21 protein-coding genes and 1 pseudogene are annotated in these 21,298 nt (G+C 42.4%); 9 read left to right on the forward strand and 13 right to left on the reverse strand.

Annotation, left to right across the window (positions count from 1 at the left end):
• Positions 1-14 precede the first annotated feature (14 nt).
• Positions 15-905, forward strand: coding sequence for a head GIN domain-containing protein (locus ADH68_RS12090; protein WP_068960611.1), 891 nt, complete (start codon positions 15-17; stop codon positions 903-905).
• A 9-nt stretch (positions 906-914) separates the two neighbouring features.
• Here ADH68_RS12090 and ADH68_RS12095 read toward each other — a convergent pair whose 3' ends face one another.
• The 4 genes from ADH68_RS12095 to ADH68_RS12110 form a co-directional block, all read right to left on the reverse strand.
• Positions 915-1,532 (reverse strand): SanA/YdcF family protein, encoded by a 618-nt coding sequence (locus tag ADH68_RS12095; protein ID WP_068960610.1) that lies wholly within the window; start codon positions 1,530-1,532, stop codon positions 915-917.
• The gene (locus tag ADH68_RS12100; protein ID WP_068960609.1) at positions 1,513-2,160 is read right to left on the reverse strand and encodes a hypothetical protein; all 648 of its coding nucleotides are present in this window, start codon (positions 2,158-2,160) and stop codon (positions 1,513-1,515) included. Before ADH68_RS12100 ends, ADH68_RS12095 begins: the two co-directional genes overlap by 20 nt.
• Complete coding sequence (locus tag ADH68_RS12105; protein ID WP_068960608.1) at positions 2,144-2,599, reverse strand: hypothetical protein; 456 nt, start codon at positions 2,597-2,599, stop codon at positions 2,144-2,146. Before ADH68_RS12105 ends, ADH68_RS12100 begins: the two co-directional genes overlap by 17 nt.
• A gap of 185 nt (positions 2,600-2,784) precedes the next feature.
• Positions 2,785-3,120 carry a hypothetical protein gene (locus ADH68_RS12110; RefSeq protein ID WP_068960607.1) on the reverse strand — a complete coding sequence of 112 codons (336 nt, stop codon included), beginning with the start codon at positions 3,118-3,120 and terminating at the stop codon, positions 2,785-2,787.
• Between the two features lie 67 nt (positions 3,121-3,187).
• On the opposite strand from ADH68_RS12110, the pseudogene ADH68_RS12115 reads away from it, so the two are divergent.
• Positions 3,188-3,613, forward strand: a pseudogene (locus tag ADH68_RS12115) (ATP-binding protein); the annotation flags it as partial.
• Between the two features lie 540 nt (positions 3,614-4,153).
• On the opposite strand, the gene ADH68_RS12120 reads toward ADH68_RS12115, so the two are convergent.
• Entirely contained in the window at positions 4,154-5,686 is a 1,533-nt protein-coding gene (locus ADH68_RS12120; RefSeq protein WP_068960605.1) for a DUF1186 domain-containing protein, read from the reverse strand.
• Positions 5,687-5,757: 71 nt separating this feature from the next.
• On the reverse strand, positions 5,758-6,792 hold the full coding sequence (locus ADH68_RS12125; protein WP_068960604.1) for a Fic family protein: 1,035 nt from the start codon (positions 6,790-6,792) through the stop codon (positions 5,758-5,760).
• Positions 6,793-7,337: 545 nt separating this feature from the next.
• Between ADH68_RS12125 and ADH68_RS12130 the strand changes: the two genes are divergently transcribed.
• The 5 genes from ADH68_RS12130 (at position 7,338) to ADH68_RS12150 (ending at position 10,940) form a co-directional block, all read left to right on the forward strand.
• Entirely contained in the window at positions 7,338-8,363 is a 1,026-nt protein-coding gene (locus ADH68_RS12130; RefSeq protein WP_068960603.1) for a hypothetical protein, read from the forward strand.
• 124 nt (positions 8,364-8,487) lie between these two features.
• Entirely contained in the window at positions 8,488-9,672 is a 1,185-nt protein-coding gene (locus ADH68_RS12135; protein ID WP_088294830.1) for a DUF3825 domain-containing protein, read from the forward strand.
• Between the two features lie 22 nt (positions 9,673-9,694).
• Positions 9,695-9,886, forward strand: coding sequence for a hypothetical protein (locus tag ADH68_RS12140; RefSeq protein WP_068960601.1), 192 nt, complete (start codon positions 9,695-9,697; stop codon positions 9,884-9,886).
• Between the two features lie 12 nt (positions 9,887-9,898).
• Positions 9,899-10,534, forward strand: a complete 636-nt coding sequence (locus ADH68_RS12145) for a hypothetical protein (RefSeq protein ID WP_068960600.1) — start codon at positions 9,899-9,901, stop codon at positions 10,532-10,534.
• Complete coding sequence (locus ADH68_RS12150) at positions 10,521-10,940, forward strand: exodeoxyribonuclease X C-terminal domain-containing protein (protein ID WP_068960599.1); 420 nt, start codon at positions 10,521-10,523, stop codon at positions 10,938-10,940. Before ADH68_RS12145 ends, ADH68_RS12150 begins: the two co-directional genes overlap by 14 nt.
• Positions 10,941-11,029: 89 nt before the next feature.
• Here ADH68_RS12150 and ADH68_RS12155 read toward each other — a convergent pair whose 3' ends face one another.
• The 3 genes from ADH68_RS12155 to ADH68_RS12165 form a co-directional block, all read right to left on the reverse strand.
• Entirely contained in the window at positions 11,030-12,283 is a 1,254-nt protein-coding gene (locus ADH68_RS12155) for a type II toxin-antitoxin system HipA family toxin (protein WP_068960598.1), read from the reverse strand.
• A 3-nt stretch (positions 12,284-12,286) separates the two neighbouring features.
• Positions 12,287-12,607 (reverse strand): helix-turn-helix transcriptional regulator, encoded by a 321-nt coding sequence (locus ADH68_RS12160; protein ID WP_016411820.1) that lies wholly within the window; start codon positions 12,605-12,607, stop codon positions 12,287-12,289.
• 141 nt (positions 12,608-12,748) lie between these two features.
• A complete protein-coding gene (locus ADH68_RS12165; RefSeq protein WP_068960597.1) occupies positions 12,749-13,186 on the reverse strand; it encodes a PH domain-containing protein in 438 nt (145 codons plus the stop codon).
• A 160-nt stretch (positions 13,187-13,346) separates the two neighbouring features.
• Here ADH68_RS12165 and ADH68_RS12170 point away from each other — a divergent pair, with 160 nt between their 5' ends.
• Complete coding sequence (locus tag ADH68_RS12170; RefSeq protein WP_068960596.1) at positions 13,347-14,729, forward strand: transposase; 1,383 nt, start codon at positions 13,347-13,349, stop codon at positions 14,727-14,729.
• Between the two features lie 171 nt (positions 14,730-14,900).
• On the opposite strand, the gene ADH68_RS12175 is transcribed toward ADH68_RS12170, so the two are convergent.
• Entirely contained in the window at positions 14,901-16,331 is a 1,431-nt protein-coding gene (locus tag ADH68_RS12175; protein WP_068960595.1) for an AAA domain-containing protein, read from the reverse strand.
• A 234-nt stretch (positions 16,332-16,565) separates the two neighbouring features.
• Between ADH68_RS12175 and ADH68_RS12180 the strand changes: the two genes are divergently transcribed.
• The gene (locus tag ADH68_RS12180) at positions 16,566-17,549 is read left to right on the forward strand and encodes an IS30 family transposase (RefSeq protein ID WP_068960594.1); all 984 of its coding nucleotides are present in this window, start codon (positions 16,566-16,568) and stop codon (positions 17,547-17,549) included.
• Here the strand turns inward: ADH68_RS12180 and ADH68_RS12185 are convergent.
• From ADH68_RS12185 to ADH68_RS12195, 3 genes are read right to left on the reverse strand one after another with little or no spacing between them, the layout of a single operon-like run.
• On the reverse strand, positions 17,527-18,852 hold the full coding sequence (locus ADH68_RS12185; RefSeq protein ID WP_068960593.1) for an AAA domain-containing protein: 1,326 nt from the start codon (positions 18,850-18,852) through the stop codon (positions 17,527-17,529). The two genes, ADH68_RS12180 and ADH68_RS12185, sit on opposite strands and share 23 nt — an antisense overlap.
• A 57-nt stretch (positions 18,853-18,909) precedes the next feature.
• Positions 18,910-19,926, reverse strand: coding sequence for a Fic family protein (locus ADH68_RS12190; RefSeq protein WP_068960592.1), 1,017 nt, complete (start codon positions 19,924-19,926; stop codon positions 18,910-18,912).
• Positions 19,927-19,962: 36 nt separating this feature from the next.
• Positions 19,963-21,285: an ATP-binding protein gene (locus tag ADH68_RS12195; RefSeq protein WP_084274001.1), complete on the reverse strand. Its 1,323-nt coding sequence runs from the start codon at positions 21,283-21,285 to the stop codon at positions 19,963-19,965.
• Positions 21,286-21,298: the final 13 nt, after the last annotated feature.

Genomic DNA, 21,298 nt, shown 5'->3' on the forward strand with positions numbered 1-21,298 from the left:
GTTGTTAAAGTTATATGGCACGATACTCAAACATATTCGCAGGTGGTATGGCTTCCTGCAATCTAAACGGCAGAAATATCTCTATCATTAACGGAGAAGTGTATGTTGATGGAATTCACTATGTTCCGGAATCTGAGGCCGGAACGGGAGAAGACTACAAACCATTTACACCCGGCAAGATGACAGACCACAAGTTCGATGTTTCATCGGATTTCGATTCCATCATATCGAAAGGATTTGTCGATGTGGTGTTCACTCAGTCTGATAAAGAAGACGATTTTGAGGTCAGAGGAAGACTGCCCGAGAATCTTATCAAAAAGATGAACATTGAGGTCTCAGGTGGAACGCTATACATCTCCATGAAATCAGGTTCATACGAAAACATTGTCGTTCATGGCGAAGCTCCCACAATCTATGTCAGTAACAAGACATTGAAAGATGTATCATCTTCCGGTAGCGGCGATTTTACAGTAAACGGCAATCTGAACGCCTCTGACGGATTCTCTGTTCGCAGCTCCGGCAGTAGCGACTTTAAATGTGGAGTCATCAAAGCAGACAGTAAAGATGTTACTGTTTCCACATCCGGTTCCGGAGATATAGAGCTTGCCGGAGTAGAGGCTTATGTTTTCATGGTACACATATCCGGTTCTGCTGATGTTGACTGCGGCACTGCCAAAACGAAGATATGCTCCATTGACATAAAAGGCTCAGGCGATGTGAAAATCAATGGGAGCACGGAATCTGTTAATTTCTCAATAGCAGGCTCCGGCGACATAGACGCAGGTGACTTCAAGGCAGACACAGGCAAAGCCTCCGTTGCCGGTTCTGGCGATATACGTTGTAATGTCGAACGGCTCTCTGACCGAGTCAGAGGCTCCGGCGACATCCACAACAAATATCATTAATGAGTTGATTCACAAAAGATCTAAAAACAATTTGACTCTTGCAAAATATTCTCTTACAGTATTTCTGATGCGGCTACTTGTGATGGGCGAAGGCTCGGCATTATACCCGACTGCATTCAAACCAAAATGGTCTGCCTGATATAAAGCTCTCTCATTGTGATATTTTTGAGAAATAATTGTGATGGAATCAAAATCATAAAGGTTTCTGACAGCATCAATGGAATTTATTGTTCGCCATCCTTGCCAATGCTCAATGATGCAGGTGTCGGGAACATTGTGAGATACTAATGAATCCCGCATTGCTGTCGGTTCATCACATCCATGTTTCTCCGTCATTGTGTAATCACCTCCACTGACAAGTATCCGACGGATTTTCCCGACATGATATAGGTCGGCTGTAGGCTTGATGCGGTTATCGAAGTAGTAGTTATGCACTCCATCGGGTGTTATTGGAGAAGTTCCGAGTAATAAGCCTATTTCTCTTGACGGAACATCAGCTAAATTATCGAAAGTACGTCCTTTTGCATTGTTTGCCACAATATAATTGCAGATTGCAATAATTACTACCGCGGTCAACATACATCCGATAGCGATGAATGAGATTTGTTTAGTTCGTTTGTACAGCATTACGATACTCTTTTAATCGTACATGTTCAAGGTCGAGAGAATCCACCAAATTACCCGTTTCGTCAAATATCTGCAAGAAGGTATATCTGCCTGCTATATCAGGATCTGAAACATATCGATACGACTGAAATATCATATATCCTTCTTCAGAGGTCGAACCAATATAGCCTTGATTCGCGGGCACATACCAAGCTTTACGTTTATCTACATCAATTAAGTACGAGAATTCATTCCTCATATCTGGACATCCCTCAACTATCAGCTGTAGAGGATCATAATTGTAAATCTTCACTCTGCTCGTAACAAGAATCGAGTCAATAGGCACAGGATAAAACCTGTCTCCATCTGCCATATACCAGCAATGCCAGTCTGGCCGAATAGTCTGATAGAGTTTGGTTTCCTTCTTGGTGGTTTTATTCTTTATCCATAGTGCAACCTCCGGGATATCAAATTCATCCTTTGCAGAATCGACGATTTGAATATACAATGCAACGGAATCATTTTGGGCGACAAGCTTTTTGTCGGAATCCCAGTCACGGTTTGTACCATTTGCAGAATTACGTTGATTGCAACTTAACAATGCCACCATACTTATCAATAATACGAGAATATCAGCTGTTGTTTTCATCGGATGTGTTTTCATTATAAACAGAGTAAAACAATTCCATATCCTCCAGATTGGCGTTATTGCCAAACAAGCATGGACTATTCCTGGTAATGTTGTACGCCTGAGCCAATCGAAGGAGCTCCTTAAAAGCAACCTTATCATGAGGATGAGTCTTCAGGTGTGCAATATAGACCAATGCGACACGATTCCGCATATCATTGTAGAACAAGTTATACATGGCACCATCATTACTTCTACTGCCGAAAATATTTATCTGAAGAGCTACTCGCCACATTCTCCATAATTCGCCCAGCAGAGGCGAATACTTATTTTCTCTAAGCAACTTATCAAGTACTGCAACCATTTCCTTGTCACTTCTTTGCGGATGGCGATAGTTACAATAAGCAAACTCACGAGCCAGAACACACTGCTTTGAGAAATCTGTCTCCTCAAGAGTCATTCTCAACAACTCCCGACGGAATGAAGCGGTGTCAGCCAGTGCTTTGGCGTGAATCTCTGAATACTCCTTAAGGATTGTTTCAGGCTTAAACTCCTCATCGGATATATGGTTTTCGATAAAGGCAGTTGAATACGATTATAAGCCTCATAGAATCTGTCTACATCAGGATTTTCTTGGGAATTGGGTTATTTGCCTTTTCTTATCCATACGGCGGCAGTTTTGGAGGCCGACAATAGGGCTTCTCTTATATCTCGTTCACTGATTCCGGAAACATTTATTGAGTCGAGTGCATCGGCTTGTTCCAATCCGAAGTCCGATTCTGACATATAGCGTTCAGCGGTGCTTACATCATAGGCCATTGTGTTGAAGGCCAAAGCAATGTTGTAGCATTGAAGCAGAGAGTCAACAAAATGACTCAACGTCAATGTGTCCGGCATTTCCGGATAACGAATTTTGTGGCTGATGGCCACGAATCCTTCTCCGTCATCTCCGATATTTGGAGACCACTGGTCTTCGCCCATCGAATCAAGGTAAACTTGGTATGGAAACTGCGGGATTAAAAGCTCTCGCCGGGCGCTGTTGCTGCCATCAGGCAAGACTCATCTGGCGACAGCTCTCGGTATCGCCGCATGTAATGCCGGACACTCGGTGCTGTTCACATCCGTGCCAAGACTGCTCACGCAGATACGCGAGTGCCGCAACGCTTTGACACTCCGGTCGCTGGAAAACAAGTTCGAGAGATACGACATGGTCATCTGTGATGAGTTCGGATACGTCTCCTGCGACAAGGCCGGCGCAGAGATGCTCTTTAACCATCTCTCCCTCCGCACCGACAAGAAGACGACCGTCGTCACAACCAATCTCGCCTTCAACCGCTGGAACGAGATTATTGACGACAAAGTACTGGTCACCGCAATGGTAGACCGCCTGACCCACAAGGCTATACTGCTTAACATGACAGGCAAATCATACCGCATGAAAGAAACTCAGGAAATGATGACTCAACAAATATAATTATCTTTGCATCCCCATCCCGGGTGGTCCCCTTTTCAAATGCTATCCGGGTCCATTTTCAAATGTTAGATACAGTTCGTGCGCGTCCGTTGACGTCCGTCTACGTCCGCAAACCTCCACCACCTTGCTGACGCTTGTGGTGAAATGAGTCGCTGTCGTACAAAATCCGTACAAAATAGTGCATAAAAACGCCTAACACTGACAGTTATCAGCATTAGGCGTTCTTGTAAGATTTAAGTTTTATCGTTCAGTAACAGTCAATTGCTATCAATATAACACATTGATAATCAACCAATTACTTGCCGATGCAGAAGCGGTTAATTTGTTTATATACAGATAAGTGTAACTCTAATCCGTACAAGTGACGTGAATTTTCTATAGTTGTAAGTTGATAACCGTCTGCTACTTAAATCATTACAAGCCGCATTTGCCAAACCGACAACAGTGACTCAATGCAAAGGTAGCTACAATAATCCGATTATCAAAGGGATATCGCATCTTTAACTTTTCGCGACATACAGATGAGCGTACAAAACGGGACTATTCTGGTTTCGTTATGAATTTTTTGAGACTCTCATATTGCTCATATATGTCAGGAATCTGATATTTGTCATTGTGTATTGCTCCACGACCGAGTTCGATGTCTTTGATGACATTTTTGCAGTCTCCGGCTATGGTCTTATTCACACAATCTGTTGCGAATGTGGCTTTGATTTCGGGGATGAGTTCCTTCGCGTCTATGTCCATCAGATTGCTCATCACAAAACCGGCGAATGTGCCGTCACAAGCTCTCTGAACAGGAAGATTTGAAACCATATTGTTCAGAAGTCGTCGGAACACTTCGATAATTTCGCCACGTCTTTCCGGCTGATTGAAGATTATCATTGCTAAAGCATCGGGTGCCTGTGAGCGGAGATAAGAGTCCAGTCCGGGTTGGCTCAGATACGCTTCTATTGCGGTGATATTATCCTTGCCACACGCATACAGAGCAGGGTGTAGTAGTTCCGGAGTCAGGTCGCCAAGATGATAGTCGGCAAACTCATCGGTCTGTCGCATAATCTCAAGAACTGCATCAAGACCCTTGTCGCTTTGAAGTTGGGCGAGAAGTATGAGCGAGTGCATAATAGCACTGTTGTTCCAACTCTCGATTGTATCATCATTGATACCTTTATATGTTTTGCCGATAGAATAGAGCATGACATTGCTGATGTCTTGTGCCGCTTCGTCCTTCGGCAGAGCAAGTATGCGGTCGATGACCTCACGGGGCAGACAGCTGTAATTATCAGGCGAAAGCAGCTCATCCGCTATAAACTGATTCTTGACGGAAAGCGTCTGAGGATAGTCGGGGTATTGATAGGTGTATTTTTCATCGGGATGACGGTCTGACTCCTCTTGCCATTTGCTCATCCCTTCAAACGCTTTCTTTATGGTCTCAGAGTCGATTTTGGATAACGGAGAGTATTCATCGTCATCATCACTGTCGTCCTCGTATTCCTCTCCAAAAGGCATGACATATTCAAAATCATCGCCAAGGTTTTTCTTCAGTGTATGGTAATATGGCATTTCCTTTCTGTCAGGATTGACAACAAGAAAATGTTTGCCGTTTTTACCGAAATCATATTCAATCAGCGGTATGTCATCCGTATCCTCTTCCAGAATATATCCGGCCGGATCAAACTCTTTTGACGGTTTAATGCCACCTTCCTCAGCGAAAGCCATTGCTCCATAGATAATGTTGTGGGCTTCATTATAACTGATTTCTTCAAGTCCCATCCCGTTTTTATAATTGTCAAGGTACTGTTCAAAATCATACGGAGTTATATTTTCATGGTACCCGGCATCCTTTACGCCGAGACAGAACGTATCGACAAGAAAGGATCCCATAACCAGATTGCCGCTTGGTCGCATTCGGGTAACGATGACATGAGCCATTCCGGATTCCTGCCAATCAGGAGGAGCGATATAACATTTGCCAACTGGCAGGGTTCGCGCTTTTTCACGCATGAACCGATATGGAGAAAGTGCGGGCTGCTTTTGTCCCTTGCTTTTATTCTTGGATTTCTTCTTAGCCATAATAGTTGGATATGTTGTTATTGATGAAACAAATTTGAAAGAGAGATTGATTACCGTTCCATATAAATTTTCTAAAAGTAAGTCTTGACGGCGAAAAGGAATTGGTCGATGAAAATGTGTTTGAAAACGGCGATGTTGTTCTGCTCGTAGAACATTAGCATTGCCTTTTTGTAGTCAATCGAATCCACTGTGCGGAATGAAATCGGGCAATAGCCGTTGGCGATTAGAATGCCGTTGCTCACTATTCGTGCTGTACGTTTGTTACCGTCGGTGAACGCCTGAATATAGCTGAGTAAAACGAGCGCGAGCAGGGCTTTCTCAAAGATATTATTCTTGCCGTTTATTAGTCGCACGGTATCTTCAAGAGCCTCGCGAATCTGAAACTCATTGTCGAGGGGAGTGTAGTTGGTTCCGGTAATACCTACTCGGCGGTGACGGATATTTCTCTCAACACCTAATTCTTTTGTTAGTAGGGCATGAATCTCCTCGATACGGGCGACAGTCAAATCTTTAAGATAGTCTGGCACATCGAGAATAAAGTCGAGCGCATCCTTGTGATTGAGTAGCATCACGGCTTCCTCCTTGGTCTTTCCGCTTGCCGTTTGTTTCTCTTTCAGCAGCCTTTCAGTTTCAAGTAAAGAATAAGTGTTGCCCTCTATCTGCGAAGATTTCCATGACAAATCGATTCCGAGACGTTCCATCTCTTTGCGATATTCCAACTCGGACATCTCCGAGAGATGCTGACGGAAGACTTGCTGTGCGTCATCAAGCCGTTGCAGTTCCTCATCGGAGAATAAATCCACCTTTGGAAGAATTTCATTTATGAGCTCAAAATTGAACGACTCCTGCACCTGACGCTCGTCGATATCCTTGTCAAAGTATGTGTCAAGGTTCAGCTCCATAGTCACATGAGCCTGCGGAGTAAGTCTATAACGAGTAGCCGGACCACGACCGACAACCTCTATGTGTCCTTTAGCGACGCCATCGGCAATCAATCGTTTGAGTGTTGCCGGACTTGGTGTATTGGTCAATGACGAGCCTATTTCAGCACGTGATGCCTCTGGATTGTAGTGAAGGAACTGAAGGATTTCAATCTCTTGATTCATATCTGAAAGTTTTATCGGCTCAAAATTGCTAAAAATTATTGGATTATCGGCTCAATTCGAGCCGATTTTTGCCATACTTGCACGTGATTTGAGCCGATATATTCATAGTGTCTATGACTTATGATGTCTTACTCTTTGCATCTTTTTAACTTTGTCATCGTATGTATATGGTGATTCCGGGAGTTCCAGTATTAAAGATTCCCAACTTGTAGCCAATGGTTATTTGTAAGTGTCACCATGATGATATTTATATCCTATATATGGGTATAATATTCCATAAAATGATATTTGCAAATTTGGACATGAAATATCGTACAACCAAATTTATTGCGTCTTAATTGAAATTCCTTTTGTAATATGGGATAGTTCGAAATGTGTTTCTTCCTTTGATTATAAATTCTATCTGTTCGCATCCTTATTATACAAAGTTAACTATAATAATCCGATTATCGAAGGAAGATACAGAGTTTTTCAAATTATTATTGTAAATTTGCACTTACTTGTTGAATTCTAAGCAAGTAGAACAAAGCTAGTAAAGTGATTATATGTCAAAGAAACAAGAGAAGCAATATAGTATTTCCATATCGACAGAAGATTTTACTTACGACACCAAGAACAATATAGTTCAAATGGTAGATTCAGAAGGTAAAACTGTAGCTGTAGATACATGGAAATATGCTATATATTTCTTTGAAAATATCCAAAGGAAAGATATTTCAGAGCATAGTGTTTATCTTGATGGACTCCGACTAGATAAATTTGTAGAGATTTTCATAAAAGATAAAAACCATCAAAAGATTTGCACATTCTTGACCGATGATTATTCATGTTTTCTTCATCATGAGATGCTGGAAAAGTATGGTACATATATAAATTGGGTAGCATTATATGGACTATGTGCCTATATACGAGAGATAATCAATCGTAGATATGCACTTTTACTAAAACCTACACTGAAAGATACTGTTGAAGAGATAGGAGGTCTGGATAATCTTGAAAGCGTAACCTTCAATCTTAAAAATGGTAATAAACACAGTACAGATTTCTGTGAGGTTAAGAAGTTAATAGTTAATTCCCTTGAAGGGAGTGATATGTCAATGGTTGGTTTTGATCGGTTAATAAAGAAAATTGATGTTTACACTAAAGAATATGGGCAGATTGAGTTTGTACGTTATATCTCAAAATTCTTGCATAACTATTTCGGTTCTGTAAAACGAAGAAAGAATAGTTACCTTACAACGACAGAACAAAAGTTGGTCTGTTATCTTCTTAAGTTTTTTGATTTTTCTCCTGAAATTGTAACGGAATCCCGATTTAGACAACTTTTCAATAATAAGTATAAAGCGGTTGACCACATAATGCCTCTCATTATTCCTGGTTTATTAGAAACGAAGCTAAAATTATACATAGAGTTTATTCCTTATAGCATTTGGAGCAAAGGTAATATAAACCCTCTTAAAGAAAATGAATTGCATAAAGAGGCTTCCTTAACAAACTTCACTATGAATATGGGGGAAATGCCAGATGTCTCTGTACTAATAAATTTGATAGATGGAATAGCAGGGAAATGAGCCATATTCTGTTAATTATTGATGGGCGGAAGAAACTAACAGTTTGTTTCTTCCGCCTATGATTTTTTACGTGTAGTTTTGCATCGTCAAACAATTTGATGTTAAACGTTAATTGATAGAAATTATGAAGTCTGAAAGAATTTCCAAGATCAAAGAGATTGTATCTATTAGTATGAGAGAAGATGGTTGGACACCAATGTCAACCATTGGTTCGAAACTTAAAGCTCACGGTATCGACATCAAAGACGATGGTTTCGGTAAATTGAAACCTTTCTTTGAGTCATTAAGCGAGTATTTTGTTATTGGAATTGATGAACAAAGTAGTTTGCCATTGGTAAAGTGTTGTGATATGGCGTCTACAACTTCCATTTCTAATACAAAAAAGAACTCGAATTGTTATAAAAAAGAAATGATGCATTTAACTCAGTGGGCGAATATAAACCAAAAGAGTGCAATTGAGACATTAAAGAACATGGCACTTCCTGAACGTTGGACATACAATGTAGAGGATGAAAATTACCCAAGTCCAATTCTTGCAAAGTACTTGAAATGGACTTTTGTAAAACTTATGAAGGAGGACAAAATCCTGTATTCAAATGACTATGCCTCTTTCAATACAGGATTGGTAGATAAGTTCTACAAACCGATTTATGCGGTTTTCGATAAAAACAAGTTCAACAAACAACCGTGGCATTTTATAGACTTTTGTGTGGCAGGAAGTAGTACTGTTGCTGCAAGAAAGCTAACGGATAACTTTTCTCATCTACCAGAAAGAGCATCATATATTCAAAACTATGATGATGTGATTTACGACACTTCACTCCCTGTTGATGTAAATTGGGAACACATCATCTTGGAAAACATAGACAGAATGCCAACAGAACTTCTGCGTCAAGTCTGTTTCGGATCTTTTGACGTCCTTGATCCATCTCAAATTAATGATAACGACAAAGCGCGTTATTACGATGAACTGAGAAATGTTTTGGAGTCAAATCCAATGCGGTTGTCTGTCATTTCGAGTATGATGGGTATGGCGGTTGAAACAGCAAAACATCGAGTAGCTTGGAATTATAAGACAGCAATACCTGTGTATTATCCTACAGACGACTCTGTGCATCTGATCTTGCCTTTGGCATTAAACATTAATGAGCCTGAGGAAATATCAATTGCATTGGTAATGACAAAGACACCTTCAGGTCGGTATCGTGCGGTTACAATCTTCACATTAGACATGGCATACAGTAATGCGCGATTGGTTACGAAGCCTTCAAGTGATTGGCTAATTGCAGAGTCAATAAATTCATTGTAAATCATTAGATAGAATAGCAGTAATGGAAACAATAAACAACAAAAGTATGGAATTAACAGGGTTGCGAAAACTCACACAAAACCAACTTATCAATATTATTCTTAGAAAGGATGATTTAGAGAAACAACTGAGTGCAGAAGTGAAGAAACTTCATAAGGCAAATAGACAGCTCACAGAGTTGATAGAAGAAATGGATAATTTAAAGAATCAATAAAATATAGAAATCATGAAAAGAATTACATTAGAAGATTATCTGAAGAATCATGGAAGTATTCATTGTGGCATGAATGCCAAAAGCAATCTTATTGATAAATTGGAAATATACGGATTTGCAAATGCCTGTAAGGATGAAGACATGTATAACGATGTATATGCCGGACTTATTCTCAATGGCATTGTAAACAAGGAACCAAAACGTCAAATTGTTTTGTCCAATTACATTTATCAAGTAACTACTCACTATAGTGGTAAAGAAATTACAAGTGAAGGCATGGCTATTCCTATCTTTCAGTCACTCGTGGTATCTGGATCTGAAGGTCAATACAATATAGAAAACTTGTATGTTCCTTCTTTGGTAGGAAACCAACTTTATCGTAAGATTAAGTCACGTCACGGAAATGGAGTTGTTATTCGTGAATATGACTTAGAAAAAGCGAAATTTCCCTCATATATAAAAGCTATTGAGGGAAAGGCAATATTAAATGCGCCTAAATCACATATTCAAATTATAGACAAAGACGGAGAAATTAAGAGTATTGGCGAGAATATCATGGTAGTATGCCGTTATCTCCATACAGAAACAGGAATAATGTGTTATACGCAGTACAATCTTAACGAAGTATTTGTTGATGACGTACATTGAGCATTTAGACGATAAGTTCAACTTTGGCAAGTTTACAGGATGTTCATTTGCTGAAGTTGTGGAATATAATCCTGAATATATTTCATGGGTAGTTGAAAATGTCAGCGGTGAGATATGTGTATTTGGCGATTCTGTTATAGAAGAACTTAAATTGCTATTTCCTCAGTTTGAAATCTCTCCAGATTTTGAAGCAATGCGAAATCAGCGAATTGCCGAATATGAAGATTGGGAGGAAGACTATAACGAAAATGAGGATTTTGATGAACATGGTTTTTATGATGACTTCGAACCACCTACATATGGACGATATTCCGGATCGTACGCACAGGACGAAATGGGATATAGTGATGATGACATTGACACTATATTTGATGGGGATCCATCTGCATACTGGAACATAGATTGATTATTTCGTCAAAATTCTCCAACACATATAACAAAGAGTCGGTCTCTTCAAATGGCAAACTTCCTCCGAATATAATCGCTAAACTAATTTCAAAAAAGCCTCGTGTCGAATCGTGGCGCGAACATGTCGATGTCGCGTTGGAGCAGACCGAGTCTGCGGGCTTCTGTCCGCCACGATTTCATGGTTGTTTTTACATCGGTTATAATGCGATTGGCTTTCTCCGTTGAAAGCATGTATTCTCCAGCTGATGCCAATAGGATATTGAGGTTGGATTCGCTTGTGGAGCGATTAATCAGCAGACTCTGGTTATCGGAAAGTGTGGGGTTAATGTCGTAAGCTGGAGAGAGTTCCCAACCTTTGCGCGTCAGGAGAAAACCATGATTGCGGAAATGGTCGTCGGAGTTACCGACAATGATGTAGAATGCAACGCGGCGAAATATTTCCTCTAAGTTTTGCTCGACATTGCTGCCGTGCTGAATGATGAAATCGGCAATGTCAGTATAACCGTAGCCGGTTGAAGCATTGTCACCATCAGTTAATCCGAGAAGGGTCAATGCGGAGGCGAAGTGTATTCGCCTCCCATCCCTGTTTCTGTCGAAGCGTTTTGATAGCAGGATGTGATAATCTTCACCGTTTATAGTTCGTGTCTCGGCAACATTCAGTCCTGCCTTTCGACCCATCACATGGCAGAAATGCTCCCATTGGGCAATATCATAATCATCTTTGCGCGAAGGAAATTTGGCAACAGTCAGACTCCCGTCCTCATCAATTACAGATGTCTTCGGTCTTGCACCACCGAGAGAAGTCCCCGGATGTAGCAGCTGTGCCAGCCATTTTTTTGACGGTAATAGATGCTTTTCCTCGCTAAGCTCAATCTCATGTGCAGCATTCATCAACTCTCTGACATTCGCAATTGGCGGCACCCGAAGACTTTCCTCGCAGTTGATGAACTTCCCTCCGGACGTTTTGGTAAACCGAAAACCGCCCATACGTGAAGCGTCATCTATACCCATCAGATAATCGAAAGATGTCAGGCGTCGCACGGCTCTCTTTTCATCGGTGGCTGCAATTTGCTCCCTACGGTTCAGCAATGTGCGTCCCCAACGGTCTGGTAGGGAATCCGAGAAACAAGAGAAAATATCGCGTTCCGGTCGGGTGTATTGGATGCCGGAATAGTTTTGTAAATCCTCACTGAGAAAAACATCTCCATATTTTGCAAGCCATTCTTTATCATACGAAAATCCGTATGTCTCGCTGCCACGCACCGAGTCGCAAGATAGCTCGCCAATCAGTTGTGGATTATCAAGCCAATCAAAGTCGGCATACACATATAGTTTCTTCATGGCTTATTCCTTTTTAGAAGCGCGTTGGCGGTGTTTCAGACTCAAATCTTGCAGATTGCGTCCGAGGGTATCCTCCTTGGCAATCAAAAGAAGATCGTCATCAAGTTGCAGAGCATAAAGAACGCGGGCATAGATGCCGATTGAAACTGTAGGAGAACCTTTCTCGATGCGGTTTACCGTGAGAGGCGAACAGGTCGCACGTTCAGCCACCTGCGCAATCGAGAGATTACGACGCAGCCGAGCGAGCTTAATCTGCTCGCCCATAAGAGCCATTTTCTGTTCCAGTTTTCGGGGCAACTTAGTCCCCATAGTGTTCTTTGCCATCGTTTATATTTTAAGGTACAAAGCGACAAAGCCGATGACTTTGCTATACTCAATCTATCTTTTAATACTGCAAAGGTAGCAAAAATATTTATTATATGATATATTGAGGAGAGAATGATTGCTTCTTTTCCCTCAATCTACCTATGCCAAATGCTTAATTTCGGGATTGATGGAGAGAAGATGTCGGATAAATTCCTCTTGACGCATGGGCGATATAATGAGTGGAATAGAGCTTTTGAGAATATTCCGGTTGGTAAAGGTGATTGCCAACCGATGAGATAACGATGTAGCCGGCGATGAGAGTACGCTCCTGGTCGGCTTGATTTCCTTGATTTTGTCAATCGGGTAGGCGGTCGGAACAAAGAATGAATACACCACCAACTTGTCCCGGTCAATCCGGTAATAGATACCGATAAAGGTAAGCAACACAAAAGCCAACATAGCCAGACACAATGTGATTAGCCATATACTATGGTCTATGAAACAAGGCACAAGACAGCATGCCACTACAAATCCCAACATGAGCCATGTTGACCCATCCCACATCGAATTATATTTAGTGCCTCCAAACTTTTTCATAACCAATTTTTCGTGTTACTATGCCCACAATGTTATAATTTAGGGATATTCAGTTAATGGCTAACTGATTATTTGGCAGAGTTATAGATATTTTGTAACTTTACAAAGAACCCCCGATGAACCCATCACGGGCTTATTCGGAGGTAATTCTTAAAAATAAATGTTCGTGAAGTTACGGAAAATATCTGAGATTACGGCCACGTTGCCGTTTACCGAGTTCGATTTTATGCAAAAATATCGCGAGAGTTTTGCCGTAAGCGAGCTCGGGCGCATCCATGCGCAACTGCCATTGAAGGAGCTGGCAGAGAAAATCCGCTCGCATTTTCCCAAAACGCATCCTCAAGGCAACACGCCGATGTTCCCGCCGGAGGGAGAGGTGGCGCTGATGTTCCTCAAACCATATACCGGACAATCGGATGACGGCCTGATCGAGATGCTCAACGGCAACATACACATGCAGATGTTCTGCGGGGTGCTCATAGATCCCGCCAAGCCCATAAAGAACGGCAAGATAGTCAGTGCTATCCGTCAGCGCATAGCCGGAGTTCTGGACATCAGAGAACTGCAGAAAATCCTGTATGGCAAATGGGGCGGCTCGCTGAGAAACAAGGATTTGTGTCTGACCGATGCCACCTGCTACGAGAGCCATCTGCGGTTCCCGACAGATGTAAAACTGTTGTGGGAATGCTGCGAGTGGCTTCAATCTCTAATTGCAAAGACCTGTAAGGCGCTGAAGGAACGGCTGCCGCGCAACAAGTATCGTGATATTGACCGCGCCAGACTCACCTATGCCAAGCATCGCAAACACAGCAGGGCGGCCACTGTCAAACTCCGCCGTCGATTGCTCGGCTTGCTTTCCAAACAGATAGGGCAATGGAACAGAATCTGCAAGATACACACCGTTGACATCGCGCTCACCGCCGAGCAAAGCAAGCGTCTCTTCGCTCTTAAAGAGGTGTATCGACAGCAGAGAGCGCTTGCTCAGAAAAAGGAGGTGAAGAAACGCATCGTCAGCATAGACCGTCCGTACATCCGGCCCATCGTCAGAGGCAAGGAGAACAAGCGAGTGGAGTTCGGAGCCAAGGTCAACAACATCCAGATTGATGGAATATCATTCATCGAGCATCATTCCTTCGAAGCCTTCAACGAGGGCGTGAGATTACAGGAGTGTATTGAATATCAACAGGAACTGACCGGAGTCAAAGTCGCCAAAGTCGGAGCTGACACCATCTATGCCAACAACGACAACCGGCGGTACTGTACCGAAAACGGCATAACGACATGTTTTGTCCGCAAAGGCCCGAAGCCAAAGGATGAAAACACCGACATAAGCACAGCCCGACGAATAATCGGGACACTGCGCTCTACCGCCATGGAGGGCAGCTTCGGAAACCAGAAACAGCACTACGGTGTCAGCCGGATTGCTGCACGCAACTCCCGCAGCGAGACGCTGCTGCTCTTTTTCGGCATCCACATGGCAAATGCCGCAACGCTTGCCGCCCGACAACTCGCCATCGAAGAAAAGAAGAAACAGCGAGCGTGAAAAATCATACTGTCACCTCACCTCCGAAACATATCGGAGGCGAATCAGTGTATCCCTATCTGTCCGAAATGTCATATTTTATGCGCCGAGAATTGAAAATTTGCCCTCATAATCAAAACAGCACCGCCATAGGGCGACCACGCTCCATTTTCAGCTTGAAAAATCAAGCCATTAACTGAATATCCCTAATTTAACTCGTTTATCAAGCGCATCGACAATTTTGGATTCCTCTCCATATCCGACTGTTGAAAGGCGCAGTAGTGGAAGACCATATAATTCAAGGATTTTGTCTTTCATGCGGTCTCTTTGAAACTGTTCAGTCTTTTCATTATGGTAACTATAGCCATCTGTTTCAATTGCAAGAAGAGGTTCTTTTGTGACTCGGTTGATAATCAAGAAGTCGATATGCGTTGCCGGATGCAGCGCATATCTTTTCTCTCGTTCCGACAAGCCCTGTGTGTCGTTAATGAGATATCGCACAGGATAATGACAAAGAGCCTTGATGTGAGAAAGGTGAGGATAATTTGTTCGGATATTCTCAATTAAATCAAAAGTCAGATTTTCCGAATCGTATTCAGATACAGGCTCATTATCGCGATTATACGCCTGAATTTGAGAGAAAAGATAATCAAAAATAGAACGAAGATTGCTCTGTATAACAACACCTTGCTGATATTTAATGTAATTGATTAAATCATGGATGTTGCCGTTCAGTTTTTGAGGGTTTCCGGAAACGACAAGGCAAAATTTATTTTTTGCCCGTGACACTGCAACATTCAAAAGATTGGCATTATCAGTAAATTCGGTAATAGAATCATCGGTAACGCTCATAATGATGGTGTCTTTCTCACGTCCCTGATATTTATGTACCGTAGCGACCTCTATTTCGGGAATCTGAGAACGAAATTGATTAACCTGACTATTATATGGAGCGATAATACCCGTATTCTCAAAATTATCAAGCAACGGCATTAACTCGATTTTTACAGCGTCAATTTCACGTTGGTTATAGTGTCCTCTGCAATGCTGTCCGGGAGCGGTCGCGAGGGCTAACAGATGTTTTTCGACATCGTTCCGCTTTGTCATGATGAGCAGATTTCCGCCATAAAACTTTTGGTTGCAAAAGTTGATTATGTCGGGATGACAACGGTAATGTTCACGAAGCAGTGTCTCCGGAACGTTTGGAATTGTAGCCAATACTGAACTTAAGAAGCTGTGATTGGCGGCATCGTATGAATCGGGTATATTTGTTGATTTCCTAATCTCATTCAATTTTACTCTGTCATCTTCGGTAATGACGTTAGGCAGTTGCATAGTATCTCCCACAATAACTGCATTTTTTGCGCATGTTAAGGCCAACAGACCGGTTTCGACCGAAACCTGTGATGCCTCGTCCATAATAACATAGTCAAAGAGTGTGTCACTATTGAAGCAGTTCTTGGACGAGAATGTGGTACTAAGAATAATAGGATAATCGGCTAATACAGATTCCCCATTGTTGAATAATTCCGCAACTGAAGCTATAATTGGTCGTTCCGATTTATATCGTCGGGCTAAAGACGCTTTAAGAATTGCCATTGAACTTTCAGTCAGAGACTTCATTAAGGCCTCGGCATTAAGTTGCGACAGTTGGGTTTCTATGAAGATTCCAAATCGAAGTGCAAAACTTTGAGATGGGCATTAGTCATTCTCCTCTCTCCTTCTGGCGAGGGGATGCCCAAGCGGCGGGGGCGGCCTAAACCGCCCCCAAGAGCGAACAGCAGCAGAACATACTGGCAATACAAAATAAAAAGGGAGACCGAAGTCTCCCTGAGATTAACTAATTTTGTATTGCTTATGTACAGACAATTAACCTCGCAGCAAAGGTCGCAAATTTTCGCCTTACTGCAAAGAAAAACTTCGAGAGAAGAAATTGCCCTCATAGTAGGGTGCAGTCAGTCAACGCTTTGTCGTGAACTGAAGCGCAATTCCACAACCAAAGGCCACTATCTGTGGGAAAAGGCTCATGCCAAAGCCCTTGAACGCAGAAAGCGCACCACATCCAACAAGAAGCTCGACAGCGTGTTGGTGTGGCGTATAAAACAGATGATTATTGACCACCAATGGTCACCAGAACAAATTCGTGGCGTGTTGGCCAAGGAAGGTGTTTCCGTATCCATACAGACCATTTACAACATTATAAACGCTGATGAAAGCGGAGAACTGCGCCGTCACCGCAGACATCCCGACTTCCGACGACGACCAAAAGGCGAACGCAAACCCACTAAAGCCACCAACATACCAAACCGCACAAGCATACACGACAGACCGGCCGAGGCCGACGGCAAACGCTTTGGCGATTTTGAGATGGATCTTATTGTTGATGCCTACGGGCACGCGATTCTAGTGCTGCTTGAACGCATGACTGGCTTTGTGATGATGGAGAAACTACCTTACGGAAAAAGAGCCAAGCCATTGTCAAAGACTGTCGTGAGAATGCTGTACGCATACCGTAAATATCTTAAAACCATCACTACTGACAACGGCAGCGAGTTCGCGGCACACCTCGACATAACCGCCGGATTACGCATCAAAGGTCTCGATGATGTGACTGTTTACTTTGCCGACAGCTACTGCTCATGGCAGAAAGGAGCGGTCGAAAACATCAACAAACTCATCCGTCAATACATCCCCAAAAAGTCAAATTTCAATGATTTCACTGACCTATACATCAAGAATGTCGCAAAGAAACTAAACCTCAGACCACGGAAAAAACTCGGTTTTTCAAACCCGAAAACCGAGTTCTTCAAACAAATCGCTAATTTTGCACTTGCCAGTTGAACCTGCGCAGTTGGGTTTCTAAATTTTCAATCTCAGATTTAAGCTCATGGACTCTACGGATATAGAATAGCCAATCAAGCAGTGATATGATCCGGGGCATTGAATCCGGTGTCAATTCCCCCTTTATGTCAAAGGATAACCTAAGGCGTAATTCAAGACTGAATTTACTCCAAAGACGTTTGAATCGTTGCACGAAATCTTTTGAGTCATGCTGATATTTTATTGAAAAACTCTTTATTCGGCCTAATATTTTGAGAATTTTGGATGAGGATGTCTTGACTTCTTTATTGCTGAATTTATCCGGTTGCTCCTTCTTATAATGAGACATTTCGATTTCTATCTCGGCCAATTCCTGACGGCACACTGCCAGTCTTTCTTGCATGGTAAAAATTTCTTCGACTTTTTCTACGCTGTCCTTGACTTCCCGGTGTGCACGGTTCGTCTCTATTGAGGTCTTATGCCACGTAGGGAGATCCGAATTTAAAGGCGGTTGATTCGCAATAAAAGCTTCTTTATTCTCTTTTTTGCCTAATGAGGCAACCAGAAAATCAAGCCCGTTTTTATAGAGCTTTTCCAATACATTCTCTGTTGCAGAGTTATTATTGGAAACCACTAAAACAGATTTCTTATCTTTCAATAAATTCGCGATAATGTTGAGTATCGTCTGAGTCTTACCAGTTCCCGGAGGACCTTGGATAACACTTATCTGATTGGTTAGAGCTATATTCACTGCTCGCATCTGACTTGCATTGCAGCCAAAGGGGAATAATGCAGTGTCATTACTATAGCGTCTTAAACCCCGGCCGGGGCTCATATAAACAGCGGCGGCCGTTTCTTCATCTACAAAACTAATTTTGGAATATACCGATGATAGAATGCCTTCAGATGATTCATCTTCCTCATTGATGCCAAGAGTATTTATTGCCGCGCATTGTTGCAGATAATCAAACACGTTTGTTGCCTTCCCGGTCAAACATGAACGATGAATGTCAACCTCGTTTCCTGAGTAATGTTTGACAAAGTCGCTACCATAAGTTATAGCATAATATCTTACGGCATTGTTTGCAAACAAATGAATTGCCTTAATATTTTTCTCCTTTTTGCCATTTGCAAAGACATGACAGTTCTCAAAATCTATTGAGGTCGGATTTGACAGCCATAAAATATTGTCTCTTGAGTAGGAATAGATTTTATCGGTGTTCTGAAATTTGATGGCGTATTTATACCCATCAAGTCGAATAGATTCAACCTGATACGTCTTATCTGCCCCATTGATTATTATGATATGATTTTCAAGATTCATATGTTACTATGCCGACAATGTTACTTGATGCTGTTTTGATGCTGTTCAAAACAGAGGTTATTTCAGGATTATCCATCTGCCAGTCTTGTCAGAACCCTCGCGCCCTAACAATCCGAAATCTCTCAATGCTTTTGTGGCTCGTTCAGCTGTTTTAGATGTAACGGAAAGAGCTTTTGCCATTTCAGAATGGATGATGCTTTGATTTGCCTGTATCAACTTATATATCGTTCTTTGTGTGTTGGTAAGTTTTACACCGACACTATTGACATTGTCATTCATCAAGCCATAGCCTTCTTGATACTGTAAAACCCGACGTTTGAGGTTCGATATATGGTGACGAAGCATCATATCCTGCGCTATGGTAGAATCGTCATTCTCCCGGCTATCAACTAATGACTGGATATATTCTCCCTTATCTTCTTTTCTGACTATGGATGGAACAAGTCCTAACTGCCGTTGAATCATATTCATCACCAGTCGAGTAGTTCGTCCATTGCCGTCTACCCAAGGATGGATGGTTACCAGCCGAAAGTGAGCCTCAAAACTAAGACGGTAACATGCCGCAATATCCGATTTATCAATCTTGGCAATCTCTTCGTTAATCCATTCGCAAAAATTATCCACTGCGTGTGGAACCTTGCTATAAGCCAGATAAATCCTTCCGCCAATACCGGCACTTACATTGTACAGGCGGAACTCTCCCTTAGATGAATCGAAATGTCCGGCAATAGTGGAGTATTCGCTCCATGTTCGCCGCATAACAAGGGCAGACAATTGCTGCAATAACTGAGGCGTATATGTGGGATTCTCAGTTGCAATTTTGAAAGCATAAAGATAAGCATCTTTCAGGTCAACATTCATCATCTGCTCAGTCAGCGAACGTCCTTTGGCGGTAATACCTTCATCGAAAAGAAGTTGGTTCTCAACTTCGGTAACAGCAGAACCCTCAATGGCAGTGGAATTGGTCACGATGGAATAGAGGTAAAATTTATGATAGTCCACCTGTTCCTCAACTCCCGAAGCCAGATAAGCTTTAAGAGCCTCCTTTATCTGTGTGTCAAGGTCTTTATTCATTGTTTCTGTCGTTAATTTGAGGGTAAAGTTATCCGATTATTTCTTTCGTCGGTACTTCTGATTCGGATCATTGGGCTTTTCGGGGATGGTGGGTTCAAGTACACCAGCCTCAACCAAATCATAGATATATTTCTTTCTATTATCAAAATGCGCAGAAACTCCAGCACGTTCCAATATCTCTTTACGACTTCTTGGTACGGAGCAAAAGTTGCGAATATCCTGTTGCTTTTTTGATAATTTTAGCCTAACTGGGTCGGTAGGTAGGTCGGATTTTGATGGAACTGGGTCGATAGGTGGGTCGGCTTCAAAGTAAGCTGGGTCGGTTTTACTAATAACTGGGTCGGGAACTTGGTCACTTTTGCGGTGAGGTTGGTCAGTAACTTGCTCACTTTTTGAGGATGCTTGGTCGGTAACTAAGTTACTTTGGTCAGTAACTTGGCTACTTTTCCGGGGAATGGTGATGACGAACTCATTGGAGGCATGGGTGATTTCCTTGTCGGAAACACCATTCGAGAAAACCGCATCCGGGTCATATTCCAACGCACGGCGTACACCGCTTCCAGCTCCCGTGTATGGAAGCAGATAATTTGCGTTTGTGAAAAGGAACACATTACGAGGCATGGAGGTTCCGTTCTTCACATCTTCGATAGTTAGACCATTGGGGAGTGAACCGGGACTGTGTATCTCTACCCGGTCATCAAAGATGAAGATACGAATCGGAGTCTTTATATTCAGCGACCGATGCACCAAGGCATTGACAACATACTCCGTCAGACTCTCGTAGGGAATCTCCATTTCCCCGAGAGAATTGAACTCGCGTTTTACCTGCACCTTCCGCAGATTGCGGGTAAAGAAGTTCATGATGGTACGGTACTGATGAAGCAAATTTCCTTCGATTTCCATGTCGTGCATCTTGTCGCGGAACTGAGTGCCTCCGACAGAATTACCGAAGAAGCAGATACATTTGGCCGTAATTTCCGGCAACCAACGCTGAGTGTATTTACCGAAAAGCATCATCGCCGCCTTCGTCATTTGACCGTCAGGACGAATGAAACGAAGATTCCGCAAAAGCCGCTCGATAGTCGCTCCCTTGATGACGAATCCCGCCATCTGGTCAAGCGAATAATCCTTCATTGTCAGTTCATCAATATTCTTGCCTCGGAACACCGGGGAGAAACGCTCCATCATATACAGTTTGATGGTATCGGCATCAAGATCTTCAATGGAAGCATCGCGCACTGCCTCTTCGTCGGCATAATTGCATCTAACATTTGAAAAGGGACCCAGGTAGAGCAATTGAAAAGGGACCCACCCCATGGGTAAGTTCAACCGGATATCGTTGATTAGAAAGAACGACATCAACGATTCCACA

The sequence above is a fragment of the Muribaculum intestinale genome, from assembly GCF_002201515.1.
In the GTDB taxonomy this organism is placed as follows: Bacteria; Bacteroidota; Bacteroidia; order Bacteroidales; family Muribaculaceae; genus Muribaculum; species Muribaculum intestinale.